Genomic DNA, 26029 nt, shown 5'->3' with positions numbered 1-26029 from the left:
TGAAATGAATTAGAAGTGGTGAAAATTTTCTGGGTTAAATAGTTTGTTTGAACGATGTGTCGAAAAGACCGGACATTGATGGGCTTCGCGCGGTCGCCGTAGTTCCTGTTGTCCTGCACCATGCTGGTTTTACCGCGGTTCCGCGCGGGTTCGTCGGTGTGGAAATATTTTTCGTCATCTCTGGCTTTTTGAACACCAGAATTCTCACGCGGGAAAACCGGGACGGGCAATTTTCGCTGCTATCTTTTTACGAACGCAGGGCCAGGCGCATCCTGCCCGCACTTTTTATGGTGCTTGTCGCATGCCTGGCCGTCGGGTGGTTTCTTTTGTTGCCCAGCCAGTATGACGCGCTTGCCAGGTCTACGGCTGCAACGCTGCTTTTTGTGTCTAACGCCTGGTTTTGGGATACGGCTGGTGACTATTTCGGCAGGGGGGTCGAATTGGCGCCGCTGCTTCATACCTGGTCTTTGGCGGTCGAAGAACAGTACTATCTTGGATTTCCAATATTATTGTTGGTAATGGCGAAACAATCGCGCCACTTTTGTGTTGGTCTGATTGCGCTGATTTCGCTCATCTCTCTGAGGCTTTCGATACGGGCGACGACCGCTGCGCCGATTGCCAACTTCTATCTTACCCCTATGCGGGTTTGGGGACTGGGGCTGGGTGCGTTGTTGGCGATCGGTGCGTTTCCGGCACTCCGTCGCCCGCTGGCGGCTGAGGTAATCGGGCTGATTGGATTGGCCATGATCCTAGGCAGCATCGTTCTGATCTCGGACAACACGCCGTTCCCCGGGATGATGGCAGTGCCGCCCTGTGCAGGTGCTGCATTTTTGATCTGGGCGGGAATGAATAACACAACGTCTGTCGGCCGGTTGTTGGCCTCGCGCCCGATAGTATGGATTGGGCTCATTTCCTATTCGCTATACCTGTGGCATTGGCCGGTATTGGTCGCGGCCAGAGTGCAAAACGGCAGTGCGGATCTGCCCGCTTTGACGGCGATGATCTGTGTGTTTCTGCCTGTTCTGCTTGCGACGGCAAGCTTGTACCTGATCGAGCGGCCCTTTCGCATTCCGGCCAGCAAAGGGGGCTTTTCGCGAGCCAGTATTTTTACGGGTGCAGGCACGAGTGCCACGCTTATATTGGGGCTCGCCGTCATACTTGTTGTGAAAGAGGGCGTTCCAAGCAGGGTTCCGGCCGAGTTGGCAGCCAAAATGAACAAGTTCAAGGGATCCCATTGTCTGATGGATGTGTGCAGACGGTGGGAAGACGGTAAAGAACCCTGCAAAATAGGCGCATCCAATCAGGCCGACGCAGAACCCCGTGTCGTCGTTTTGGGGGGATTCCCATGCAGGGTCTTTGTTGCCCGGCATAGATTCCTGGCTGAAAGATAACAAAATACCGGGCGAAGCCTTTGTAAAGTTTGGCTGCCCTGCGCTGTTGGGGGTCCGCCGCGCCGACATGGCACCTGTTCATGGGTGCGACACTCATAACGATATGGTGGTGCGCCATATCGAACAACTGCCCGAATTGGACGCGGTTGTCGTGGCGTCGCGTTGGGCTTTGGCGACAGAAGGTGTTCGGGTTTCGGGCGAAGAGGGGAGAACAGCCGTTCTGGCGGCGACCGATGAGCGTCCCACAGGGGTTGAGGATAATCCAAAACACGTGGAATAGGGTCTGAAACGGCTGCTTCAACGGCTGGAAAGTCGGGGCATCGAGGTTCTTATCGTAGGGTCGATACCAGAGATCGGGTTCAACGTCCCCGATGCCATCGCAGGCAGCGCTGCGTTCGGGACTCAGCTGCGCGTGCCCCCGTCACGGGAAGAGTTTGATTTACGTAATTCCCGCTCTTACGCAATTCCGGCGGATGCTGGCCGGGAATTCGACGCGGCGCTTGCCGTCCGGCTGATATTTTATGCGATGAGTTCTGCCGTATTCATCTGGACGGTCGCCCCCCTTTACCGGGATGACGATCATCTAAGCGAGTTTGGAGCAAATTGGGTTATGCCGGCCTTGCTGGATCAGCATTTCCTGCGAAAATAGTGCATTCCGTCTGCACACTGGGGCATATCCGCAAGGCCGGGTTGCTCAACCCTTCAACAAACCGGGCTATGTTGTGAAAATGTCTGCAATCAAGAGACAGTCCATATCAAAATACACCAGCGACGGTACATTCGTTTCGACGCGTGGCATGGAAAGGGGGATAATCGGACAAGTTTCAGCGGGCGGCTGTGTCTGGCCCGTGCAAGGTCAGGATTGGTTTGGTGCCCGGAGATGCGCGCGTGATCGGAGAAGCTGACAAGAAGCCGCCATCCCCCGCGATTGGCCGCAGTGATTTGGCAATTCTTCTGTTCATTCTGCTGCTCGCTGCCGTTTTGAGAATTGTAGGGCTGAACTCACCGCTTTGGTATGATGAAATCTGGACTGTCGACACGCATGTTCGTCTGCCCTGGGGCGGCATGATGCGCGAATATTCCATGAACCATCATTATTTCTTCAGCATGAAGGCAAAGCTGTTTTCTCAGATATTCGGAGAGGAAGCCTGGGTCTACCGTTTCCCAGCCGTAGTGTTTGGCGTTGGCATCGTCGCCGCGATCTGGTGGCTGGCCAAAGAGGTCGCAAACACTTGGATCGGGCATGTCTCTGCTTTGCTCGTGGCCTTGTCCTACCATCAGGTCTGGTTTTCACAGAATGCGCGCGGATATACCGAGCTTGCTTTCTGGAGCGTGCTTGGCCTCATTCTGTTTTTGCGGGGCGTGCGCCGACCGTCGATGAAAACCTGGATCGCCTTTGGGCTGACCGCCGCCGCCGCTGTTTTTACGCACCTGACCGGTGCATTTTTCTTTGTTGCCCTGGGGTTCGTCTGGCTGATCTCACTGGTGACCGGGTTCGGTCGTGAGGCCCCCCTGACCCGTGAATGGGTGTTGCAGCCGCTGATCGGCGTCGCCCTTGCGCTGGTTCTGACCTTTTTGGCCTATTTGCCGATTTTACCCAGTGTTCTGAATACCATGGGTGAGATATCGGCGACGTCCTCTGTCGACAAGATGCAGGTCTATCAAAACCCGATCTGGACCATGTTCGAAGGTTTGCGAACTGCAATTGGTAATACCGGGCCATTGACAGTGATCGTGGCCGTGGCAGGGCTGGTGACCATAGCTTTTGGCGCATTGGGGACGCATACGAAACAGCCTCTGTTTTTTGTCGCCATTGCTATGCATATCGTCGTGACGCTGGTTATTCTCATGTCGCTGGATATGCGGATCTGGCCGAGGTTTTTCTTTGTCGATATCGGTCCGGTCATCGTTCTTGTCGTTGTCGGTTGCGGCTATGGTGCTGGTCTGGTGGCGCGGCTGTTCAGACGGCCTCAGATTTTGCGGCCGTTGTTTATCGCAGGTGTTCTGGTGATGGTTGCCGTGTCCCTGTTTCTGGTAAAGCGCAACTATGATGCTCCCAAACAGAATCTGGCCGGGGCTTTTGCCTTTGTCGAAGAAACGCGCGGCCCTTCAGAACGGGTTTATGCCATCAATCCCGGAGGTCCTGTTTTTGAAAGTCACTTTGATGCTGACTGGACAACAATTGGCGATGCCGAGGGCTATGCCGAGGCGATGGAACAGCCCGGGCCTGTGGCGCTGGTGGTTTTGTTTCCGAACCGGATGCTGCGCGTCATTCCAGGGCTGGGGACGGATATCGATAAGGAACTGGAGCTTGAACGCGCCTTTGCAGGTACGCTTGGGGACGGGCACGTTCTTATCTATCGGCGCAAGTGAAGTCGTCCTAGAAACAACTGATTGAGGGCGCAGGACCCTATCGGCGCGTTGGGTAACTATTGACGAGCGTGGACCCAGCATTAAGGCGGTCGACCTCGCTGCCCGGACGAACCCCGTACTCATGAAACCCATTGGCGGCACCGGTCGCATAATAGATGAACTCTCGGTCGTAATAGCCGGGGCTCGAAGGGGACTGATCCTGAACAATGACGTTGTTGAGTACGGCCCAATCCCTTTGGTTCTGATACCCGTTGATCCCGCTGACGACGTTTTGCTCGATTACGACAGAAGTCGAATATGAGATATTTATGCGCGGGATCGATACCTTGCCGCCTTTCGGTTGGCGGACCCGGATGATCGAGTTTTTGCGAATCGAAAGATTGTCGGCCCCATGAACCGAAATGCCGTGCATATGCGCGTTGTAGATCACGTTGTTTTCAATCAGCACGTTCTTGTGACGCAAAAGAGGGTCACTTGTATTCTTGCCGCTTTTGCCCATGAAAATCGTTTGGGTATAATCTCCGGCTCCGATGTCAAAGACGTTGTCCCGGATCACGATATTCGAACTGCCTCGGTTCGTTGTCCGCATCAGTTGGATCATGTCCCGGTGATCGCGGCTGTTGCCGCCGCGGAAAGTGTGAAACCTGTTGAGTTCGATCGTCAGGTTGTCAATTCCGCTTAGGGCCATTCCATCGGCCCGAATGTCATAGAACTGATTTCGGCTCAGCGTCAGATGTGTGGTTTTGAACGCAGTCAGCGCTTTCCACCATTTGCGAAACAGGCTGTTCGAGATGGTTATTTTAGAACTGCCCGTGATCTGCAAGCCAAGGCCGTGCCCTATGCCGGTGTTGTAATCCCCGTCGAATACGGAATTGGTGATGGTGATGTTGTGACCGTTAGCAATGCCGAAATGGTTGGTACGGTGCTTATCGCCCCGCTGAAAGGAATAGTCGAACATCAATCCATCCAGCATGAGATTGCCAGCATTTTTAAGGCGTAAACCTGTGAAACATGCCGGTGAACTGGGATCTGCAGACCGGATCGTGACAGGGGATTTGAAAGCCCTTTTGATGATCAAAGCGTCGTAATATCCCCCGGCCAACAGCAAGGTTTCCCCGCCGCTGGCACGATCGAGGGCTTGATTGAGGCCCTGGACGTTTTGGATAATCTGGCCGTCTTGCGGTTGTGATCCGCCCTTAAACCCAGAGCAAGCCAAATCCGCAAGCAATGGCGTTGCCAGAGATGCGAACACAAGAATGGACCAAAACAGGATGCCAACAGAGATATTTATACGTCTCATAGGAGTAACTCTTTATAATATTGGCAGTACAAGAAATAGTAGGCACATACGAAAGCCTTGTCTATCGCAGCCCTTTCACCAGTCAGAGCGCGTGTTAGAGCCGATAAAACGATCTGCCGGCGACAAAACCATCAAGCCCAACAGAGCGCGCAAATTTGTAAAGGTCGCTCGTCTTGTTGATAAAGCCCGAGCGTTTGAAGTTTAGCGACGTGTTGCACAAGACGCCGACGCCGCTGGTTGCCTTGAACTCGGTTAGCAGGTCATACAGCATCGCGTTCTGGTCTTTAGTCACGGTCTGCACCCGTGCCGACCCGTCCACATGGCTTACCGCCCTAAGGTTTGGGTTGGTCACTTGCTGAAAATGAAGCATGTGCGGCGAGGGTCCAGACCAGTCGAAATGGTTCGATACATCATCTTCTAGGCAAACGGGTGAAACTGGCGCAAGGCCCGCGCGACCTTTGATTCTGTTCACCCGGTCGCGTGTTTCGGCGGAAAAAGGCGCCGCCAGGATTGATCGGTTTCCAAGCGCCCGTGGACCAATTTCGCAATTTCCCATGACCCAGCCGATGACCATTCCGTCATGCAGCGCTTGTGCGACCTCTCTAAGATTCAATTCGCGGCTGGTGACGCCATGCATATCTACCCGGTCGTCATTGAAAGGCTGGCCTGCATACACCGTCCAGTCCAGTTTGGCCCGCCCAGTAAAATGACGCATGGCGTCAACTGCCGTACCGATTGCACTGCCCGAGTCATTGGTACATGGCGGGATGAAGACATCGCGGAACAGGCCGCTGTCCCGCCAACGCGTGTTCCATCGATAGTTCAGACCGCATTCTCCGGTAATCAGCAGCGGATAGTGCTTGGTCAGATTGACCTGTGCGAAATCGTGAAAGCGGGAAAACACCGCATCGGAATATCTCGCCGCAAGGTTGTGGAACCTGGGCGAGGTGACGCCGATGTTGTGGTAGGGCGAGTTTTTAAACGCTTCCTTGTTCAGGAAACCGGAATCCGCGCCGTTTTGTAAAAGTGCGTCAATCAAACCCTGTGCGTCGCCATCAATGACGTTTGCGTCGCCATGTGCGCTGGCTGATTGCAGTCTGCTGGAAAAATCCTTTCCCGGAGTAGTCCCCATTCCCGAAAAACTGGGATCAGCAAGCGCATAGAGAAAGGAAAATCGGCGCCCGGGCGCGGCCAGAACCCGCCCCATGTGATGTATCTTCAGATTGCGATCGATTTCATAGAAATCACCCAGCGCATCATCCCAGACCAGGACATAACAAGGCTCGCCCTGTTCGAAGGGTGACAGCCCATAAGCCGCCCAGATAAGCGAGCGTTCGTGCGAGGAAGAATAATAATCCAGCCTCTTCCCGAAAAAGTTCTTTGTTCCGACAATGGCCGTGCTTTCGTCGATGCCAAAGCTGCCGGCACCGGATATGGCGGTATGACTTTCCCCCGGCGTCGACCAACCGCTAAGCGCCAGAACGTCAGGAAGCTCGTTGAACCACAGCCCGGCGTCGAGGAGGGTATTCGGGTCAATTGGTGAGTTTCGGGGAAGGCTGTCTTTCTCGGCTTCATAGGAAAACATCAGATGCTGTTTTGGCGCGTCGACCCCTGCGACCGCCCCATCATGCCCGGATTTGAAGGAAAGAATTTTCATACCAGCACTCTAATCCAACCAGCCTTTCGTTGTCAGGTGATCAAGGACGGCCTGGGCGGCAACCTGATGTCCCTCTGGGGTCCAATGCGCATCGTCCAGAAAATAGACCAATGTTCCGTCAGCGGCGGCCTCCTGCAAGGCAGGCGTCAAATCCATATAGTCCATGCCGTTTTCACCGGCCCATGTCTTAAGGTCAGCGGCCAGTTCCAAGGACACCCAGTCCTGCGCGACGCTGTCATCGGGAAAGGCCAGAAAATCGCGATAGACATCTATTTTGATCGGAATATGCGCGATCAGTAACTTCCCGCCATTTCCCCGAACAAGGGCGTCCCCCTGCAACAACAGCTCTTTGAGATAGGGCAAGCGTGCCTCGACCCTGTCGGGAGGGGGATAGCCGAAATACATCGCCTTTGCCTCAGACCAGGCTGCATCAGGGAAATGACCAGACCGCGTGCGCGCATAATTTTCTCCTTGCAACGTACGCGTCGCCAGCGAACTCCACGAGGCCAGACTGGAAGACAGGCTGCTGAAAAATGACCTTTGGCTGAATCTGGCAGGCTCGGCCAAATGAGCCTTGCTTTTAACAAACTCTTCATGACTGATCGGAAAGTACGGCAGGTCGTTGCCTTCAAAAAGAAACCAGACCACGACCTTGGGCGAATAGTCAGCCAGATGATGCAGCATCGCGCTTAGCCCGTGATAAAGTGAGTAGTCGCTTTGAGCGATACTTATGACCGTATAGTTGGAACCTTGCATGATCTGTTCGGTGACGGTCACATCCTGACCAACTTTGTACCCTTCGATGAAGCTGTCACCGACAAGCAGCAGATCGGGGTTTTCAATTGGCGCGCTGTTGCGAAAGCCGTTCTGGTCATAGCTGTAGTCTGCCTCGTACAAGCGACCCGTGCGCGCGCCAAACATTAACACGGCGTCCCCCGGTCGTAACTCTGTGTATTGGTCGTTTTCGGGGCGGTGATAAAACCCGCCCGGTTCATAAACCCGATTATGAGGTCCTAAAAGGCTAACCCCTTTGGGGATAAAAACCTGCCGATAATCTATGAGGCCGGTTAGGGCGGGCAGTTCAATCAACAGGGCAACAAACCCAAAAGTCGCCACACTCAAGGCAACGTTCTGGATAATATCCCGGCGCCGGTCATTTTGGGTTGCCAACATGTATCCCAGCAGCGCCGCGATGCTGAGCAGGAGGTTGATGTAAAATCTCAGTTGGGGATACACAAAGAAGAAATTCTCGAAATGCTCGGCCGGTTGGCGCGTCGCCGCCCAGATATAAAGAACAAAACCAAGCAGGACGCACCCGAGCCAGAAACGGTTTTGCTGTAGATTCAAAAAGACCAGCCCCAACAGCGCAAGTACAAGCTGAACTCCAACTATTGCGTAGGTGAATAAATCGGATTCAATCTGCCCGTCCGATGTGGACAACGCTTGTACCGACCATTTGTTGAACGCCACACTTGCGACCATCAGGAAAATCCCGAGCAATTTCCGATAGTCGATTTTGGATCGTGCGAGCGTCATTTTGGTCTCATACATCGAATTCCAATTGGCACTATATTGATCGCGCCGCGAACAACGCGACGAGGGATATCTGCGCTAGTCCAGCTCAAACGCTTCTTTGTAATCCTGTTTCAGCGTCTGATCCTGATCAGGTTTACGCAGAATACAGCGGCCGATGACCAGCATGTCCAGCTCGGTGCCCATGAAGCAGCGGAACGCGTCCTCGGGTGTGCAGACGATCGGTTCCCCCCGGACATTGAAGGATGTGTTGACCACAACCGGGCAACCGGTGCGCTGTTTAAATTCCGTGATCAGCGCATGGTACAGGGGGTTGGTTTCGGCATGTACGGTCTGAACGCGGGCAGAATAGTCAACATGGGTCACCGCCGGAATTTCCGAACGCACAACGTTGAGCTTGTCGATACCGAAAAGCTGCGTTTCCTCTGTGCTCATCGTGCGGCGCAGTTTTTCCTGCACATCCGCAACCAGCAGCATGTATGGGCTGTCATAATCCAGCTCGAACCAGTCGCTGACATCTTCGCGCAGGACTGACGGGGCGAAGGGGCGAAAGCTCTCCCGGTATTTCACCTTGAGGTTCAGCGTCTTTTGCATCGAAGGGGATCGGGGGTCGCCAATTATGGAGCGTCCCCCAAGCGCGCGAGGCCCAAATTCCATCCGGCCCTGGAACCAGCCAAGCGCCTTGCCGTCGACCAAGGCTGTTGCTGCCTCGGCGATCATGTCTTCGGTTTCGAATGTCTCGAATTTTGCGCCAATGGCGGTCAGGCGCTGTTCGATGTCATCCTGTGCAAAGGCTGGGCCCAGATAGGAGCCTTGCATCCTGTCGGACGGGCTGCTGCTTGGACGATCGTTTTTTAGTTCTGTGTGCCAGGCGGCCAAAGCGGCCCCAACTGCGCCCCCGGCATCCCCAGCGGCAGGCTGCACCCAGATATCCTTGAACGCGCCGTCCCGCAGGATGTGACCGTTGGCGACGCAATTCAGCGCCACCCCTCCGGCCATGCACAGATTGTCGATGCCATATTCCTGCGCGGCAGAACGGGTCAGCCGCAGAACGATTTCTTCGGTGACGGCCTGTACCGAGGCCGCGATGTCCATGTGGAACTGGGTCAGCGGATCTTTTTCCGGTTGGCGCACCGGCTCACCAAACAGGTCCGCAAAACGCTGGTTCGTCATCGTCAGGCCAACGGCATAGTTGAAATACTGCATGTCCAGCCTGAAGGACCCGTCCTCCTTCAGGTCGACCAGATTCTCTAGAATGACATCCTTGAAGCGCGGGGTGCCATAGGGGGCCAGCCCCATGACCTTGTATTCACCACTGTTGACCTTGAAGCCCGTGTAATACGTGAACGCGGAATAAAGCAGGCCAATCGAATGCGGAAAATGGATTTCCTTTTCAATCTTCAGGTCCTTGCCGCGCCCGATTGCCAACGTCGTCGTTGCCCATTCGCCGACACCATCCAGCGTCAATACCACCGCCTCGTCAAAAGGAGAGGGAAAGAATGCACTGGCGGCGTGGCTGAAGTGGTGTTCACTGAACATCAGCTTGTCACCAGGCCGAAACTCGGGATCGTGTCCGCGCAGTTCCCGGCTCAGCAAGTCTTTTTGAAACAGCTTCTCGCGCAACCACACTGGCATGGCCATCCGAAAGGAGTTCAGCCCGCGCGGAGCATAAGAGACATAAGTTTCCAGTAGGCGTTCGAATTTTAGGAATGGCTTGTCATAAAAGGCGATGTGATCGACGTCACCAATGCCAAGGCCAGCTTCACCCAGAACATATTCGATCGCATGAAACGGATATCCCGCATCGTGCTTTTTGCGCGTAAAGCGCTCTTCCTGCGCTGCGGCGACCAAAGAGCCGTCAACGACAATGGCCGCAGCGCTGTCGTGATAAAACGCAGAGATTCCTAGAATTGCAGTCACGACCCGGTCCTAGAACAGCGTGTAAATGAACGGGGCGATGGCCGAACCCTGACTTAGAACGATCAACCCGCCAAAAAGAACCATCATGACAAGGATCGGAAGAAGCCAGAATTTCTTTCGAAACCTGAGAAATTGCCACATCTCCATCAGAAACGACATCCGATACTCCTAAAATTGATTTTTCATCGAACCCACGTTTTCCGTGCGCTCAATCCAATATGTGTTTGCGTCCTTGTTTAGTTTTTGTCTTAAAAGGTCCTTTCCTAAGGCACTCATGATCAGTCCGGTTGGTGTCACGGTCAGAAAATAGACCAACGCCATAACGATAGGCGCAACAATCGCGCCCAGCAGTAGGCCGAACTTAGTCCACAGCCGGTTTGCGCCCGACAACAACGAGGGGCGCAGCAAAGTGACCAGCACAAACGCGACCGCAATCGCCAGCGCCCAATACCGCAAGCCTCCGCTGTGGATCAGCGGCCATAGACTAATGATGGTGAATACGGCTGCAAAAACGAAACCAAAATTACGGTTGCTGCCACCCTGGACTTCGTGACGTGCCTCAATATCGATCATAACAAGATCATCTCATCGGATAACTTTAAGAACTCATACGCCGCCCTGCACAACCAGTCAGGGAAACCAACTTTGTTAATTTATACACTCAGGCTGTGCTGTTGTCGCAAATTTTTTTGGCAATTGGGCGCTATTCCCAAAATTCTGGGCGCGAGGACCGGTTTTGAGGTCGGTTTGCACGCGGAAATCGCGCGCAGTGTCGTAAATGCGGAAACAAACAGGATGAGATTCAAGGATTGGCCCGGTGCCGCCAGTAATGAGCATCTGGTTTGGCTGTGCGGCCAGACGGGCTCACCCGGCCGAGGTGCGAAACTCTCTATCTGTCTGCATCTGACGTCCAGCAGATCAACAATTGCGCTCAGCGGTGTCGCCTCGTCCTCTCATTGCCACTTTTCAGTATCGAAATGAAACTAAACGAGCGCGGGCAGGGAAACTCGCCGAGGGGTTGACGTTAGGGAACCCAGCAAGTGATCGCCGATGACTGGCACAGATACGCGAGGTCACGCCTGAATTACGGCATTTTGTTGACCATTGTTGCGACCCCGGAATCAATTCGTCAAACCCTAAGATGACCGCTAAGGGATGGGGAACAATTCCCGGTATCGAGTATCGAGTTCACTCGGAAATGAAGGCAATGAGGCAAAACTGTCTCAATACAGGCAACAGTTTCCAAACATAGCCATATTCTGGCCAACCTGTCGCCCTTGTGCGGCTGTTCCTTTTGTCCTGGGTGTGCGGGTTCTCGTGCGCTGCCACTCACAGCGCCTATGAAACAGAAGGTGAAACATGTCGACCACAATCACGGTAACCTCTGCGGCCGAGCTGAATCAGGCTTTGTCTCAGGCGAAAGGTGGGGAAACGATACTGCTTGCAGCAGGTGACTATGGAGCGCTGAACTTAAGCGCGAACTATGCATCGACTGTAACAATCAAGTCCGCGGATGCGAATGCACCCGCCACGATCACGAAGATGAACTTAAACAACGCGTCGAACATTACGTTCGAAGATCTGAATTTCGACTATAGCTTTAATGGGGAAGCAAAAAGCTATCGGCCGTTTTCGATCCAGAACAGTTCGAACATCACGATCGACAACTCCACGTTCTCGGGGGATGTGGCCACCGGAGTATCTGCGACAGCTGATGGGTACGGATGGGGTCAGGGCCTGTTTGTTTTTCGTAGCGACAACATCAACGTTACTAACAACGAGTTCCACGACTGGCTAAAAGGGATGTATGTGGGGATCAGCACGGATGTGACTGTCTCGGGTAACAACTTACATTCGATCAGTGAGGATGGGATGTTTTATGAAAACATCCAAGGCGCTGTGATCGAAGGCAACTATATTCACGACTTTGAACGTAATCCGAATTCTGGAGGTCATGGGGATTTCATCCAGTTTTCGAGGCTGACTGGTGTCAGTACCGACATCATCATTCGCGACAACGTCCTAGACATGGGTTCCGGGGATTGGGCGCAATCAATTTTCATGGGGAACGGAAAAGTAGTCCAACCCTACCAGAATGTTCTGATCGAAAATAACACGATCTACAACGGACACACACACGGAATTTCCGTGAGCGGAACAGACGGTTTGACGATTTCGAACAACACGGTTCTGGCGGTGCCTGGCGCGTTGTCTGGCGGGGTGTCAATTCCGAAGATTTCCGTAGCTGGAGGTTCGACCAATGTCACGATTGATCAGAACGTTGTTTCCCAGATCAGCGGCTACTCAGGCCAATCGGACTGGAATGTAACGGACAACGCTTTGGTCAAGACCCACCAATATGACAACGTGTTCACGTATCATGCGACTGGCGCGCAAAATGGGTACAACCAGTATGGCGTCATACCGGGTAGCATCGTTGACAACTTGAACGCGGGTTCGGATTTGGCTCAGCAGTATCCTTTCTCTTATGATACTTGGGTTGGAACCGCTACTACCGGCGGGACCACTCAGCCCGGTGGAGGAACAACCCAACCCGGCGGTGGAACAACGCAGCCTGGCGGTGGTACAACCCAGCCTGACAGCGGGACGACCCAACCTGACAGTGGTACAACCCAGCCCGGTAGTGGTACAACCCAGCCTGGCGGCGGGACCACCCAGCCTGACAGCGGAACAACCCAGCCTGATAGCGGGACGACCCAACCTGACAGTGGAACAACCCAGCCTGACAGTGGGACAACCCTGCCAGACAGCGGGACAACTCAGCCTGACAGCGGGAAGACCCAGCCGGATAGCGGGACGACTCAGCCTGACAGCGGGACGACTCGCCCTGACGGCGGTACAACTCAACCTGATAGCGGGACGACCCAGCCTGACAGTGGGACAACCCTGCCAGACAGCGGGACAACTCAGCCCGACAGCGGAGTCACGCAACCAGATTCAAGCCAATCGTCTCAGATGATGTTCGATGACTTTGTTCTCGATATTGGAGGTTTGCTGAATCAAGACGACATCGGACTGAAGGGTGACACGACCGTCGTGAATACTGGATCCGGGCCGGTTGTAGAATTCGATGGAAATGACGACTACATAAACTTGGGTCGACTCGAAGAATTCAGTGGTTCCAGTGAGCTTGGGTTTACGGTCGAATTCGCCCGGGACGAGGCCGATGGAAGCGCGCAACGCCTTGTTTGGAATCACCAAAAAATTGGCTTGATTCTCAAAGACGATGGGCTGGTCGTGAAAGTCGCCAATAATGACGCCAAATTCCACAAGGGCTTCAAAGCGAAAGACATTGGCCTGAACGATCTCGATAAGCATGAGATCACCGTTCTGGTGGATGAAGACGAGGACCGTTTGCAGGTTCTTGTTGATGATCAGGTGGTCATTGATGAAACCGGCGTGGACTTCGACTTTAGCGATGTAAACAACCGGAATTGGACGATTGGATCGCAATGGCGGGCCGATATCGATGGTGAGGTCAGCGCCTTTGCCATCGATGATGAGGTTGAGTTTGTCGATACCACTGTTTTCGACAACGCGCTGATTGCCTGACGCCGCTATATGTAGCCAGCAGGCAAAGTGAAACATCTTGGGCGGGGCGCAATATTGCGCCCCGTCGCTGTTTGCTACACCTGAATTTTCGCAGGACCTTTTCACATAACGCTATGTAAGTTCTGTATTCTGTTTATGATCGTGATTTATGATTTTGTCTGATCGCTATCGCTTCATTTTTATTCATGTTCCCAAATGCGCGGGAACATCGGTGCGAAACGCTGTCTTACCATTTCATGACGCCGACAGCCGGTTTCTGAAAGCTGTAGAGAACCATCCGAAACTGGGTGAGGTCGATTTCCGCCACTTGCCTTTGTCCTTGTTGCGAGACCTGGACCCCGAAGCGTTCAGCAAGCTTGGGACCTATGAAAGCTACGCGCTTTTGCGCGATCCGTTGCAACGGTTCCGGTCCGCCATGGCCCAACGTGCAAAGATGTATCTGGGCAAAGAATTCGCGCAGCTTGAGGATCGAGATATACACGACGAGATCGGCAAGGTTATTACCTATCTACAATCAGAACCTGCTGTGATTGCGCCGGAATATATCCATTTCACCCGGCAGTCGGGCTTCATTGAGGTCGACGGCAAACGGCTGGTCAGGAACCTATACCCTGTCGAAAGGATGGATTGTTTCGTTTCTGACCTGGCTCGCCATATCGGGACTGACGCACTGGAAATTGGCCATATCAACCAGACTACGGTGTTTCGTTACCAGGGGTTGAGCCACGTCATGTATGCGGGCAGCGCAGTTGCCAAGCGAGTATTGCCCGACCCGATACACGAGAAGCTGCGCGTTTCAGCCCGAAAAATACTAATGAAGCCAAGTGGTTCAGTCTTGCCTTCTGTTTTTGAGGAACCCGAAATACGTAATTTCGTGAAAGACTACTATGCGGCAGATTTTGCTTTGCACCAAAAAGCGCTCGAGGATGTTGCAGCATGACTAAACCCAACGCTGCTATGATTTAAACCGGGTGAAAGCCATTGCCTTTGTGATATTCATCAAAAAATTGATTTTTTTCTGCGATCTGTAGTGGGGATAACAGACAGGTTAGAGATGTTTCTGGTATCATAGGCGCAAAGTGGTGGTGAGTTTCATTGGTAGCATCGACAGGTACACGAGAGGCATTGCAGGCGACGGGTGACAATACCGGGCGCTCGTCCGGGTCGTTTGTCGTCCCATTGCTGTTTCTAAGCTTCATTTTACCGGTGTATTTTCAGCTCGCAGGGTTGCAACTCAGCGGTTATCGCATGGTTTTGTTGATTTTCTTTGTACCGGCAATGATCCGTTGGTTTGATGGGTCCGGAGGGTACTATGCGCCGGACTACCTGATTTTAGGATTTGCATTCTGGACAGTGTTGGCGATCGTGTTCCACCACGGGTTTTCGAGGTGGGAATATAACGGCATCGCATTTGTCGAGGCGACGGGTCCGTATTTCATAGCGCGCTGGTTGATACGAGATGAGTATGCATTCCGTGCCTTTGTGCGCTGGATGCTCATTGCGGTACTGCTCATGCTGCCGTTTAGCCTCAATCAGTTCATTTCGAACAACTCTGTGCTTCTCGATTTGTTCAGCAAGGTGGGTACCGTATATCCCATAATTCCACTCGAACCACGCCTGGGCTTTTTCCGGGCACAGGGCCCAATGCCGCACCCGATCCTTTATGGTGTGTTCTGTAGCGTGGCCTTTTCTTTGGTTTGGTATGTATTGGGAAATGACAGGGGTTTCACATACAAAGTTTCCAGGTCAGGAGGCGTTGTTCTTGCCACGTTTGTGTCTTTGTCAGCAGGGGCATGGCTGGCGATCGTGGTGCAGCTTGGTTTGATGACCTGGAAGAACGTATTCGCGTTTTTACAGAAAAAGTGGAACACGTTGCTGTATATGCTTGGCGGGCTGTACTTGTTCCTTGAAATTGCCGCGGACAGGCCTCCTGCCCAGCTGTTTGCAGCCTATCTGACGTTTAAGAAGTCAACGGCTTTCAACCGGATTAACATTTTTGTCTATGCGTCAGATGACGTCATTAGAAATCCAATATTCGGGCTTGGGTTCAATCCTTGGACACGCCCGCGATGGATGCTTGGAAGTGTTGATAATTTTTGGCTGGTCATCGCTTTGCGCTATGGGTTGCCTGCACTCATATTTTTGGTGGCTGCCATAATTGTGATCTATGTGATTTTAGGTCGAGCCCAATTGCCCAGCAGGTTGGAAAATTACCGACTGGGGTACCTTTTTTCTCTGACAGGGTTTTGCATTGCAGCCGTTACTGTGCATGTCTGGGATGCAACATTGTGTCTGTTGATGTTTTTGCTGGGCGCAGGTCTTTGGATGGTCAATGCCAAAGAAGAAAGCGATCAGCCACAATCTGAGGTGAAACAAAGCGGCAGGCGGCGAATAAGATATACGCGATTTGGGTCGGAAGACACGTGAATGGGCCAAAGTTGGCGGTGGCACGGGCGCGTGTTCGGTGAACGATGCAAGAGGGTTTAGACAAGTGTCAGTTCAGCAAAGTAAAATTACGACGGATGCCGGAATTGGCCGAAAGCCAAAGCGGTCGACACTGCAAAAGAAACTGACACAGGTTCCCATCTCGTTTCGCAAAAACTATGGGCTTTTGAAAAACCCTGAATTTTGGCGAATTCTGCCACTTTTAATGTCCAACAGGTGGCGCGCGCGCGCTGGCGAAAAAGATCAGCCCAAAATTTTTGTCGCGACGCACCACAAGGCCATGACCACCTATTTCAAAGCTGTTCTAAAGCTACTGGCTTTTGGGTTGGATGCGCGATTTGAGGAGCTTTCGAAACTGGCGCCTCAACCGGACACCAGGGTCTTTCTATCGGCCCATAGCCGGACGCCCTGGTCCGAAGTTGGTCCCTATCGGGGGATACATATCATGCGCGATCCGCGCGACATAATCGTATCCTCTTATCATTATCATCTGTGGACCAATGAGCTTTGGGCCCATATCCCGGACGAAAACGGGCAGACGTATCAGGAAAAGCTGCAGGCCGTGGACAAAACCGAAGGCCTGTTCATGACAATCCGTCATTTCATCTTTTTTAGCCGCGAAATTCTTGAGACCTGGGATTTGGATGATCCGAATATTCTTGAGGTGTCATATGACGATCTGATGGGGGATCAGCGTGATGCAGTCTATTCTGAGATGTTCAATTTCTTGGGGTTGCAGGGGCAAGAGCATGAATTGGGCGTCCGCTTGATGCGTCTGTTTGAGGCCGGAAAACGCAGCAAGGTCTCTGCCACGAAAACCAATGAGGGCGCGCATATCCGCAGCAGCCGCAGCGGGCAATGGAAAGACGAGTTAGAGCCCGAGCATGTGGCATATATTGAGCAGGAACTGGGACAGGTTCTGGAAAAATTCGGATATGCTCGAACCCCCGTTACAGGTTCGACGGGCGCTGTCTAAGGGTTTTCTATCGCAGGGGTAAAAGCTGTTTTCTGACCATGCTGACCGTGCGACGCATTCGTCTGCTGACAGGCATCCGACCTGCAAGGATCGCGTCAATCTCTGCCGGTGTCATATCCCCGCGCAGGGACGTGCGCGGGCGCAGAAAGGCGGTGTCGCTCATATATCCCGCATCGCTGGAAAATGCGGTTTTGTAGCCTGTGCGGCGCAGGGCACGCAGGACGCGGGCGTTGTATCTGCCAAAGGGTATTCCCGCCTTGGTCACCACCGCACCGCTCAGTTCTTGCAGCACTTCGCGTGAGCTGGTCAGCTCCTGCTCAAGCGCGGCTGTTCCTAACATATTCCACGCGACATGCGCGATCCCGTGGCTGCCAACACCCATTCTGGCAAACATCAGTGCTTTGACGTGATCGCGGGTCAGGGAGCCGGGCTTATCCAATCGTCCCGTCAAAACAAAGAACGTCGCGGTCAGCCCCCGCTGCTTTAGGGCGGGCAGGGCGATCTTATAATCCGAGAGGTTGCCGTCATCAAAAGTCAGGCAGTAAGTCGACGGGGTGGGGCTGTCTGCAACCCGGTCCAGTACGTCAAAAAACTGTCCCTCAGACAGCCAGTAGGGTGCCTCACCTTCTTCAAGGTCGCGGGCTGGGGTGCCTATGCCGTGGAAGTTGAGGCCAATCAAACGGGCCATGTCAGGATTTCAGCTTTCTGTGCAGAGTTTCAGCAAGATTGATTAGACCTGCGCCAAACCCATTTGGTTGAGCTTCAAAAGGACCAGCCGCAATGGAGTCCATGCCGCCAGTGCGGAGTTTGAAGCGGGTGACACTTGGATTGGCGTCCTGATCAATGCCGCCCAGATCAAACCATTTGAGTCCTTGGTTCCGGCAAAAAAGCATGGCCTGCCACATCAGATAATGCCCTGCATTAAGCCGCCGCCCTGCATCCGAAGTCGCCCCGAACAGATAAGTGGCGTTGTGGCGGGTATATCCGATCGTCATCGCGCCGAAATCCACGTTGTCTTTGCGTGCAATCAGTACGTCATGTTTGAAATCCGACCCCGACAGAGCGTAATAGAAATCCGGAGGGATGTCCGGCTGAAACCCTTTGGCGGCCTGCACTTGTTCGTAGAGCTTGGAAAAGCGCCCGAACAGGTTCTTTATCGGACCGGTTTCAAGTTCCATCCCCGCCTTGAGCGCATTGCGCAGAGGATTGCGCCATTTGCCGTGCAAAGCGCGCATCAAGGTGTCTTCATCCTGCTCACAATCGACGATCACCGTCCTGTAGTGAGACGCCCGATCGGTTGGCACAAAGCCAGCCCCAACAGCAACCTGATCCACCGACGGGACGTTGCGCGCCGATAACGCAGATAGTCGGAACCGCAGGATATGCCCGTTTTGCGCAGCATAAGCGCGCAGGGCGGCAAACACGGCTTCTAGTGCCTGTGGCGTGGTCTCGGGTTGCACCAGTGGACCAGCTGCGATCCAGACGATGCCACGCCCCAGACCCGGGACCAATTTCAGGCGCAGGCAGGCCGCAGCAACGGGCTGGCCTGACTGATCCGATATGGTAACAAACTGCGCCTCGGCCCCGATCCGCCGTGCCGCCGCTTGCGCATAGGTTAGGGTTTGCTCATAGGTCAGGTCGCGAAAGTCGGCACTGATCCGGGGCCAGTCTTCGGCAGCAACGGTTTGCAGTGTCAGAGACCCGGTCATAGTCGTGTCCGTATCCAGTTGGCCCAGAGCTTGCTGGGTTTCAGCCCCAACCGGGGCCGAATTTTCAGAAACCAGGCGCGGTAGTAAAACAGGTGCAGCGCATCCGCCCACCACAGCAAAACCCGCGCCCTCAGCCGCGCCGCAGGACGGTTCGCGGCCAGCACGATGTTATGGATCGGCACCAGCGTACCGCCGTAACTCAGTTTGTATTCGTATTCCCCGGCCCCGGCCTCGACCAGCCGGATACCATCCTCAATCAGCCTCTCAACCCGTTCGACCAGCCCCACACGCCCCAGCCCGACCTTTGCAAATTCAGGGTCTGTTTCACGGGCATTCAGCCACCAATAGGCCTTGTCGCCCAGGGTATAGCGCAGTTGGCTCGACAGCAGCCTGTCGCCTTGCCATTGCTCATCAATCATGGCCTGACCTTTGGGGGCCAGCCGGTGCAGCAGGTTGCGATAGAACCCGGCGGCTACGGACCAGTCCGAGAAATGCCCGCCTTTCCCAGCGGCCTGCCATTGCTTTGTGTGCAGTGCGATGAACCGGTCCATCATCGGATCGATCTTATCTGGGGTTAAGCTGGTGTTGTTTAAAGGCGCAATTTCAGTCAAGCGCTTGATATCCCGTCGAACCTCGCGCCGCCGACTTTTTGATAGCGTCTTCATGAACCCATCAAAGCTGTCGGGCAGGACCATCAAGGTGTGTCCGCGCGGGCTGTCGTCGCGCAAAAGCGACACGTCTTGCACATCCATGGAGCGGAGGATTTTCAGCGGTACCGACCGCTCTGACATCGGGGAAAGACTGATGGTGACGCAGTTCAGGTGCTGTGTCAGATGCGTGAAGGCGGCGCGCAGGGCGGCCTCTTCGTGACCGGCGACAATAGGCAAGGCCATGACCGCGAAATTGGGATCGACCCCGGCCAGCCGGGCGATGCGTACGGGAACCGGCCCGGCACAGATTGTTTCGATGCAAAAGGGCAAGGCGCCGATCAACTCTGTCCCGTCCCGCAGCATGAAACAAACCGGGCGGCGGCTGGTGGCAAAACTTTTGCCATAATGATCCCACCACGCGGCTTGCCAGTCGCTCAGGAAATAGATATCGGCGCCGGTTGCCGTGACCAGATCATCCCATTCCGCCCTTGCGGCAAGGGCTTGGGCCGGTGCCTGAAGGCATTCGAGCGCCTCATGGGATCTGGTGGAAACCGCATCCATCACGTGGCCGGTTCCTGCCCAAACAGATGATACCGGATCGCGGCCCCCGACAGCCGCAACCGGGCCGAGCGGTCGGGCGTGGCACGCACCAGACCCAGCAGGCCAAAGGCGGTGCCCCGCAGCAGCGCGCTGGTGACGAAGATACCGCGCGTTATCAGCTCTCCGCCCCGGCCATAGTGTTTTCGGGCGTAGATCGTCTTGCTCTTTTGCTTTTGCACATACATGCGGGATTTGATCTGAGCGGTGCTTTTTGATCCGCCCTCAAGATGCAGAATCCGGGCCTCAGGGGCGAAGACACAGCGCCAGCCGGCATCGCGAATGCGTCGGCACCAGTCGGCCTCTTCCGAATAGATGAAAAAGGCGTTGTCCAACAGCCCGACTTTTTCGAACACCGGGCGCGGCACCATCATGAACATGCCCGAAACCACATCCACGTCGCGCTGTGTGGTCCGGTCCCAACCGCCGTATTCGGGCCAGGGGAGCAGCCGTTTCAACCCAAACTCGATCACCGCCACGCTTAGCGGCCCGGGATCGGCAAAGCAGGTCAGCTGGATGGTTTCGGGGTCTTCGAACACCTGGCATCCAACGCACCCAACATCCGGATGCGCGTCGAGCCATCCGCTCATGACATCTATCGCATGGTCCAGGATGATCGTATCGGGATTGAGCAGCAAAAGCCTGTCGCCTTTGGCAATCTCCAACCCCTGATTGTTGGCCGCAGCAAAGCCGAGATTGCTGGTGTTGGCGATCAGTTTCACGTTGGGAAAATTTTCACTGACCATATCGGCCGAGCCATCGCCCGAGGCGTTATCCACCACAATGACTTCATGGGACAGGCGTGTCTGGTTTTCTATGGATTCAATACAATCACGCAAAATATCGCGCGTATTCCAGTTTACGATAACAATCGAAACAGCGCATCCCGTGCTTTCTGATTCAGTTAAAACACTCATGTAACTCTCGATTCCGAGGAAACACACATCGCAACAGGCGCTTAATTCCCCAATACACAGGCCAATGATCCGCATTTCTGCGCGCGAAACCACCGAGGCGGTGAATTATTTTTACATTTCGTGGCATATACCTTCTATATTTTTGAAAAGGATGGCGATTTTAACAGGTTTTGTATTTTTGGCTGACGGTTTGTAGTCGCGCCAGGAAAGTGAGTGGTTAATGGATATCGAATGTTACGATGACCTGACCGGTGAACAAATACATGAATGGCGTGAATTTGTGGCCAGCTGCCAGCATCAGCACCCCAGACAGGACCCTCGGTTTGCCGATGTCGAGCGTGCAATCGGCGGAACCGTGGTTTTCGCGATCGCGCGTCGACAGGGGGAAATTTGCGCCGTGGGCCTGTTCTCGCTGTACCGCAGCCGGATTCTGGTGGGCAGATATTCTGTTGCCTTAGCGCTGAGCGGGCCGATCTGCGACAATCCCGAGACGCTGACTGAATTTGTGGTCGCCGTGTCAGGTCACCCGCGTTTTGCAAAGGTCGATGCCATCAAGGTCACCCCCTATTGGCTGGATGATGACGCCGATCAGCTGCGTCAGAAATTTACGCAAGCCGGGTTGGAGATAACCGATCCAGCGCCCCATCGCGATACCGGGCTGATTGACCTCGACCGTTCTTTGGATGAGTTGCGCAGCTCGTTTTCAAGAAGTGCGCGCCGAAATCTGCGAAATATCGAGGCAACGGATGTCGAAATCCGTCACATCACGTCACCTGATCAGATCGCGATTTTTTTTGATTGCTTAAACGCGCTGGTGATCAAGCCCAACAGCCTGACCCCGGTCACACGCCCCGAATACGAAGCCGGGTTTCAAAATGTATATAACGACCCCGAGGCCGGAGTTCTGTTCACCGCTTATCACCAGGACACTTTCCTGGGTGGTTTTTTGTTGTACCGCAGTCGGAATACGGCCTTTGCCCGGCGTTTCGTTGCGGACCCAGCAGCGGCCAGCCTGATTGGTAATCTGCGCATTGCCCCGTTGCTTTGGCTCAGAGGAATGAAATGGGCGATGGAGCAGGGATGCACAAACTTGGATGTCGAAGGGTATCTGCCCGATATCGACCGCAGCCATCCCGATTTCAGCGTTCTGGAATACAAAACCTATTTCAAGCCACGCCCTGTCAGGCGTGTGGCAGAACACACATTGGTCACTCATCGTTTGTTCCACCAGGCGAATGTGGTTCCGTCACAGTTGAAACAGGTCGCACGGCGCGGTGTCAAGGCGGCGCAGGCCCTGACCAAATCGGGGTAGGGGCCACGGCACTGCAGGAGGTGTGACGCGTGTTTGGATTAGGGCAGAGAAAAAAGCTGATCCTTCTGCGCAGTGCGGCCAATCGCGGCGCTGGGGCTTTTCTGCATCAAGCTTGGGCAACCGTTGCAGATATCGGATTGCGCCGAAGAAACCTGGTGTTTCAGCTTGATGGGGATGACTTTCTGAAAAACCCGCCTGCGGATGATCCACCGCTTGAAGTTCGCAAGGTTTCAGGCTGGCAGGACCTGCCCGAGACCCTACGGCGGCGACTGGAATCCGGCGAGGAAAATCTGGAATGGGGCGACAAGAGCTGGTTCGACAAAGATCGCTGGCTATGGGCGGCCACCCTCGACGGAGAGGTCTGTTGCCTTGCCTGGATTTTGGGTCCTGATGAAGATGAACACTTTTTCTGCGCGGTGCCGTCAGATGCAGAGATACTTTTTCAGATCGTTGTCCTACCTGAATTCAGAGGGCGTAGCTTGCAGGTCAGGGTACATCGGACCATGATGGCCGAAAGGTTGCAGGCAGGTACGCGGCGCTTTTTTATTGCTTGTCACGAGTACAATTACACGTCACGGAGAAACATAGAAAAACTTGGCTTTAGGTTGATCGGATTTCACAATGAGTCGCGCTTTACGTCTCGCCAAAGCTGGCAACCGCTGACAAGATGACGCGGAACAGAATTGCCGACGCCGTTGCGAACATGCCCATAAGGGCAGGCAGTTTTTTGAAGCGGGATGCGCAGGGCGGTATTCCCGCACTGTTTGCGAACCGGCGGGTCTATTATGCATTTCAGACACGCGTCGCGATCCGCGCTGCGTGTGATGTGCTGGGGCTGCGGGACGGGGACGAAGTTCTGGCGCCGGCTTATAACTGCGGATCAGAAGTTGACCCGCTTGTGCAGGCCGGGCTGAAGGTGCGGCTTTATCCGGTCGGCAAAGACCTGCGCGCTGATCCAAGGCGGATCGAGCCGCTGATTACGGACCGGACGCGGGCAATATATGTCACGCATTATTTTGGAATTCTTCAGCCTGAACTGACCGCCCTGCGCGCGCTCTGCAACAGTTATGGGCTGCGGATGATTGAAGATTGTGCGCTGAGCCTTCTGAGCGGAGAAAGCCCGGCCGAAGGGCGCACCGGCGACATCTCGGTTTTTTGCTTTCACAAATTCGTACCGGTGCCGGAAGGGGGGGCGATGGTCGTGAATGCCCCGGATCTGACTGCAGCTTCGCCGTTTCCACGCCCGGCACCGGGAAAGAGAGTCGCGAAGATACTGGCGCGGTCTGCCTTGGTAAATGTGCTGGGAACTGCCCGGGCCCGAAACCTGAAACGCGCTCTGTCCAGCGGGTCTGGGAGGACTGAACCTGATCATGCAACAACCCACCAGTTGGACGACATTCCCGGGCATTATTATTTTGATTCAGACTTGCAGAGACGCCGTATCAGCGCCGTTGCATCCCGACAGCTTCGTTCTGTTTCGGTGTCTGATGCCATTTCCGCCCGACGAGCCAACTGGCACCGGTACCATAGATGTCTCGATAATTTACAGGGCGTGGAGCTATTGACGCCAGAGCTTGCGCCTGGAACCTGCCCGTTGGTCATGCCGCTTGTGGTGAACGGACGCGACCGGGTAGCGCGCGAATTGCAGGCGCGCGGCATCGGTGCCACGCCCTGGTGGGCTGGCTTCCATCGAAATTTGGACTGGACCGGTCAGGATGAGGCGATGGCGTTAAAGAACAATGTTCTGTCTTTGCCGTTGCACCAATATCTTTCAGAGGATCATATCGATCACATTGTATCTGCTCTGGAAGACGTACTTTCGAACTGAGGCGCGGGACACGTCGAATGTAAGGCGCAGTCCTTTGCAGGGCCTTAGTGCGCAGTGACGAGTCTGGATCTTATTTTGGCCACCAACTCCAATGTCATGCTTTCAACGCCTTTGGGTTTTCCGATTAGTTTCCAAAGCAGGAAATGCGTACCGATGTAGGTCAAGACCCCGACCAAAACCTTGATCGCAAATCGAAAGCGCAACAGTGGCAGGTCTTCCTCTGTTTCATAGGCCCAACCCACCGCGTCGCCGCTGCCAAAGGCGCTGCTGACGAACAGAACAACAAAAACCATCGCCAGAGTGGACACAAATGACCGCCAGGCAACAGTTACTGGTCCAAAAAACGTGCGGGTTCCATAACGTTTCGCAATCATCAGGGTTGTTAAGATTGTGACCAGGCTGGCAGTGCCTGCGGCGATCAGCGCGCCTGAGAAACCGAATTCCACCCCTTCGCGCATCAGCAGGCAGACGAACACCAAAAGAAACGTGTTCCGGATAAACAGTATCCTGGTAGAGCCTTCAATATAGGCGGCGGACCGCACGTTTTCGTGCAGCGTTTCAAGCGCCTTAAGCGGGGCCAGAATCCATATGACCTGTACGATGCCCAACCACTGCCAGCCGATCACGACAACGACGATATGATTGGCCACCAATGCCATCCCAAGGGAAACCGGCAACACGATCGCAAGAAGCAATTCGTTCAGCCGGTTAAACGCCTCATCCTGGCGGTCGGTGTTGCGCGAAATATCTGCAAGCCCGGGATAAAGCACACGTTGCAACGGGGCGAACAGCTGTGTTGTAACAAGTGTGCTTAGCCTATTCCCCAGCCGGAAAACACCTGCATCGGCCAGTCCCAGAGTCGCGCCGATGATAAGTTGTGGCATATTGTTCGAGAAGAACAACGAGACCTGAGCGCCCGTGGTCCAGACCGAAAAGGACAAACAGTCACGCCAGCGTGCCAATGACAATCGTATGGTCATGGGGGCCATGCTGAAGGTCCAGATACTGCGCGTTACTAACGCACAGACACTGGCGACGATAATTGACCAGAAATCACCCCAAAGCCACGCCAGACTGATTGCAATGATCGAATACACGATCCGGCTTATCGTTTCCTCGGCGGCGGCGAAGCTGAACCGCAGTTTCCGTTCAAAAAGGACGAAGCGGGGGCTTTTCAGAGCTATAATCAGGGAAAGGGCGCAAAGAATGGGTGCCAGTTGGATCAGTTCGGGTATTTCGAGCAGGGCAAGCAGAGGCTGGGTAACGTAGAAAAACAGTGCAGCAACTATGCCAAGGACTATCTGAAAGGTGAAAACGGTTTTGAGATGTTCCAGAGTGACATCGTCCAGTCGGATCAGAACTGTTGCGATCTGCCGCTGCATCATTTCCAAAAAGGCCGTCGCGACCAGGAAATAGGCGGCGATACCGAAATCTTTGGGTGCAAGCAGCCGGGCGGTTACGATCAGTGTGATCAATCCAAGCGCTTGCCGAAACAGGCTGGAGGCAAGCAATGTGGTTGCCCCCACCGCAAGAGCGGACGTGCGGGCAGACGTGCTTTTATCCACAAAAGGATCGGACGGCTGCTTCAAACTGTTAACTTCCCAAACTCATAACAAACGGCGCATATCTGCGTTAATGTTTCCATATTCGCGACCCATTGTGAGGTCCTGAGACGTGTGAGATCGCGATTCTGGTGTTCTGCCCAGACGACTGATAAGTGTCAGCATAGTGCTATTTTGTATGTGCCTCGCAACGGTTTTGTCTTATTTGCCAGATGATACTCGTATCTCGTACCCGTACGTTGAATTCTGTTTCAAAGTATATTCTCAATTGGTGTCATGAATTGGA

The 26029-nt window shown here is 54.1% G+C and carries 20 protein-coding genes and 1 pseudogene; 10 read left to right on the top strand and 11 right to left on the bottom strand.

Annotated features, from left to right (window positions below; all coding sequences use genetic code 11):
- The first annotated feature begins 56 nt into the window (after positions 1-56).
- The 3 genes and pseudogenes from AB1A64_RS00760 (at position 57) to AB1A64_RS00750 (ending at position 3764) form a co-directional block, all read left to right on the top strand.
- Positions 57-1391: an acyltransferase gene (locus AB1A64_RS00760; protein WP_366549638.1), complete on the top strand. Its 1335-nt coding sequence runs from the start codon at positions 57-59 to the stop codon at positions 1389-1391.
- Positions 1321-2040 (top strand): annotated as a pseudogene (locus AB1A64_RS00755) (SGNH hydrolase domain-containing protein). Before AB1A64_RS00760 ends, AB1A64_RS00755 begins: the two are co-directional and overlap by 71 nt.
- Before the next feature lie 221 nt (positions 2041-2261).
- A complete protein-coding gene (locus AB1A64_RS00750) occupies positions 2262-3764 on the top strand; it encodes a glycosyltransferase family 39 protein (RefSeq protein ID WP_366549637.1) in 1503 nt (500 codons plus the stop codon).
- A 37-nt stretch (positions 3765-3801) separates the two neighbouring features.
- On the opposite strand, the gene AB1A64_RS00745 is transcribed toward AB1A64_RS00750, so the two are convergent.
- From AB1A64_RS00745 to AB1A64_RS00720, 6 genes are all read right to left on the bottom strand, one after another.
- Complete coding sequence (locus tag AB1A64_RS00745; protein ID WP_366549636.1) at positions 3802-5064, bottom strand: right-handed parallel beta-helix repeat-containing protein; 1263 nt, start codon at positions 5062-5064, stop codon at positions 3802-3804.
- Positions 5065-5158: 94 nt separating this feature from the next.
- Entirely contained in the window at positions 5159-6721 is a 1563-nt protein-coding gene (locus AB1A64_RS00740; protein WP_366549635.1) for a carbamoyltransferase C-terminal domain-containing protein, read from the bottom strand.
- A 9-nt stretch (positions 6722-6730) separates the two neighbouring features.
- Entirely contained in the window at positions 6731-8257 is a 1527-nt protein-coding gene (locus tag AB1A64_RS00735; RefSeq protein WP_366549634.1) for a hypothetical protein, read from the bottom strand.
- A 75-nt stretch (positions 8258-8332) separates the two neighbouring features.
- Positions 8333-10174, bottom strand: a complete 1842-nt coding sequence (locus AB1A64_RS00730; protein ID WP_366549633.1) for a carbamoyltransferase — start codon at positions 10172-10174, stop codon at positions 8333-8335.
- Between the two features lie 9 nt (positions 10175-10183).
- Positions 10184-10333, bottom strand: a complete 150-nt coding sequence (locus AB1A64_RS00725) for a DUF5989 family protein (RefSeq protein WP_170349858.1) — start codon at positions 10331-10333, stop codon at positions 10184-10186.
- A gap of 9 nt (positions 10334-10342) precedes the next feature.
- A complete protein-coding gene (locus AB1A64_RS00720; RefSeq protein WP_366549632.1) occupies positions 10343-10747 on the bottom strand; it encodes an SxtJ family membrane protein in 405 nt (134 codons plus the stop codon).
- 786 nt (positions 10748-11533) lie between these two features.
- On the opposite strand from AB1A64_RS00720, the gene AB1A64_RS00715 reads away from it, so the two are divergent.
- The 4 genes from AB1A64_RS00715 (at position 11534) to AB1A64_RS00700 (ending at position 17168) form a co-directional block, all read left to right on the top strand.
- A complete protein-coding gene (locus AB1A64_RS00715) occupies positions 11534-13747 on the top strand; it encodes a right-handed parallel beta-helix repeat-containing protein (RefSeq protein WP_366549631.1) in 2214 nt (737 codons plus the stop codon).
- Positions 13748-13895: 148 nt separating this feature from the next.
- The gene (locus AB1A64_RS00710; protein ID WP_366549630.1) at positions 13896-14687 is read left to right on the top strand and encodes a sulfotransferase family 2 domain-containing protein; all 792 of its coding nucleotides are present in this window, start codon (positions 13896-13898) and stop codon (positions 14685-14687) included.
- Positions 14688-14842: 155 nt separating this feature from the next.
- A complete protein-coding gene (locus tag AB1A64_RS00705; RefSeq protein ID WP_366549629.1) occupies positions 14843-16174 on the top strand; it encodes a hypothetical protein in 1332 nt (443 codons plus the stop codon).
- A gap of 223 nt (positions 16175-16397) precedes the next feature.
- On the top strand, positions 16398-17168 hold the full coding sequence (locus AB1A64_RS00700; protein WP_366549628.1) for a sulfotransferase domain-containing protein: 771 nt from the start codon (positions 16398-16400) through the stop codon (positions 17166-17168).
- Positions 17169-17175: 7 nt separating this feature from the next.
- Here the strand turns inward: AB1A64_RS00700 and AB1A64_RS00695 are convergent, their stop codons facing one another.
- From AB1A64_RS00695 to AB1A64_RS00680, 4 genes are read right to left on the bottom strand one after another with little or no spacing between them, the layout of a single operon-like run.
- Entirely contained in the window at positions 17176-17856 is a 681-nt protein-coding gene (locus AB1A64_RS00695; RefSeq protein ID WP_366549627.1) for a polysaccharide deacetylase family protein, read from the bottom strand.
- 1 nt (position 17857) lies between these two features.
- Positions 17858-18877: a peptidoglycan bridge formation glycyltransferase FemA/FemB family protein gene (locus tag AB1A64_RS00690; protein ID WP_366549626.1), complete on the bottom strand. Its 1020-nt coding sequence runs from the start codon at positions 18875-18877 to the stop codon at positions 17858-17860.
- Positions 18874-20088 (bottom strand): GNAT family N-acetyltransferase, encoded by a 1215-nt coding sequence (locus tag AB1A64_RS00685; RefSeq protein ID WP_366550239.1) that lies wholly within the window; start codon positions 20086-20088, stop codon positions 18874-18876. Before AB1A64_RS00685 ends, AB1A64_RS00690 begins: the two co-directional genes overlap by 4 nt.
- The gene (locus tag AB1A64_RS00680; protein ID WP_366549625.1) at positions 20088-21041 is read right to left on the bottom strand and encodes a glycosyltransferase family 2 protein; all 954 of its coding nucleotides are present in this window, start codon (positions 21039-21041) and stop codon (positions 20088-20090) included. The genes AB1A64_RS00685 and AB1A64_RS00680 overlap by 1 nt, the downstream gene beginning before the upstream one ends.
- Before the next feature lie 220 nt (positions 21042-21261).
- Here AB1A64_RS00680 and AB1A64_RS00675 point away from each other — a divergent pair, with 220 nt between their 5' ends.
- From AB1A64_RS00675 to AB1A64_RS00665, 3 genes are read left to right on the top strand one after another with little or no spacing between them, the layout of a single operon-like run.
- Positions 21262-22353, top strand: a complete 1092-nt coding sequence (locus tag AB1A64_RS00675; RefSeq protein ID WP_366549624.1) for a GNAT family N-acetyltransferase — start codon at positions 21262-21264, stop codon at positions 22351-22353.
- Positions 22354-22382: 29 nt separating this feature from the next.
- Entirely contained in the window at positions 22383-23024 is a 642-nt protein-coding gene (locus tag AB1A64_RS00670; protein WP_366549623.1) for a GNAT family N-acetyltransferase, read from the top strand.
- Entirely contained in the window at positions 23021-24181 is a 1161-nt protein-coding gene (locus AB1A64_RS00665) for a DegT/DnrJ/EryC1/StrS family aminotransferase (RefSeq protein ID WP_366549622.1), read from the top strand. The genes AB1A64_RS00670 and AB1A64_RS00665 overlap by 4 nt, the downstream gene beginning before the upstream one ends.
- A gap of 44 nt (positions 24182-24225) precedes the next feature.
- Here AB1A64_RS00665 and AB1A64_RS00660 read toward each other — a convergent pair whose 3' ends face one another.
- Complete coding sequence (locus AB1A64_RS00660; protein WP_366549621.1) at positions 24226-25770, bottom strand: oligosaccharide flippase family protein; 1545 nt, start codon at positions 25768-25770, stop codon at positions 24226-24228.
- Positions 25771-26029: the final 259 nt, after the last annotated feature.

The organism is Ruegeria sp. ANG10 (assembly GCF_040705255.1).
Taxonomy (GTDB): domain Bacteria; phylum Pseudomonadota; class Alphaproteobacteria; order Rhodobacterales; family Rhodobacteraceae; genus Ruegeria.
This window is presented reverse-complemented; position numbering and strand designations above follow the sequence as displayed.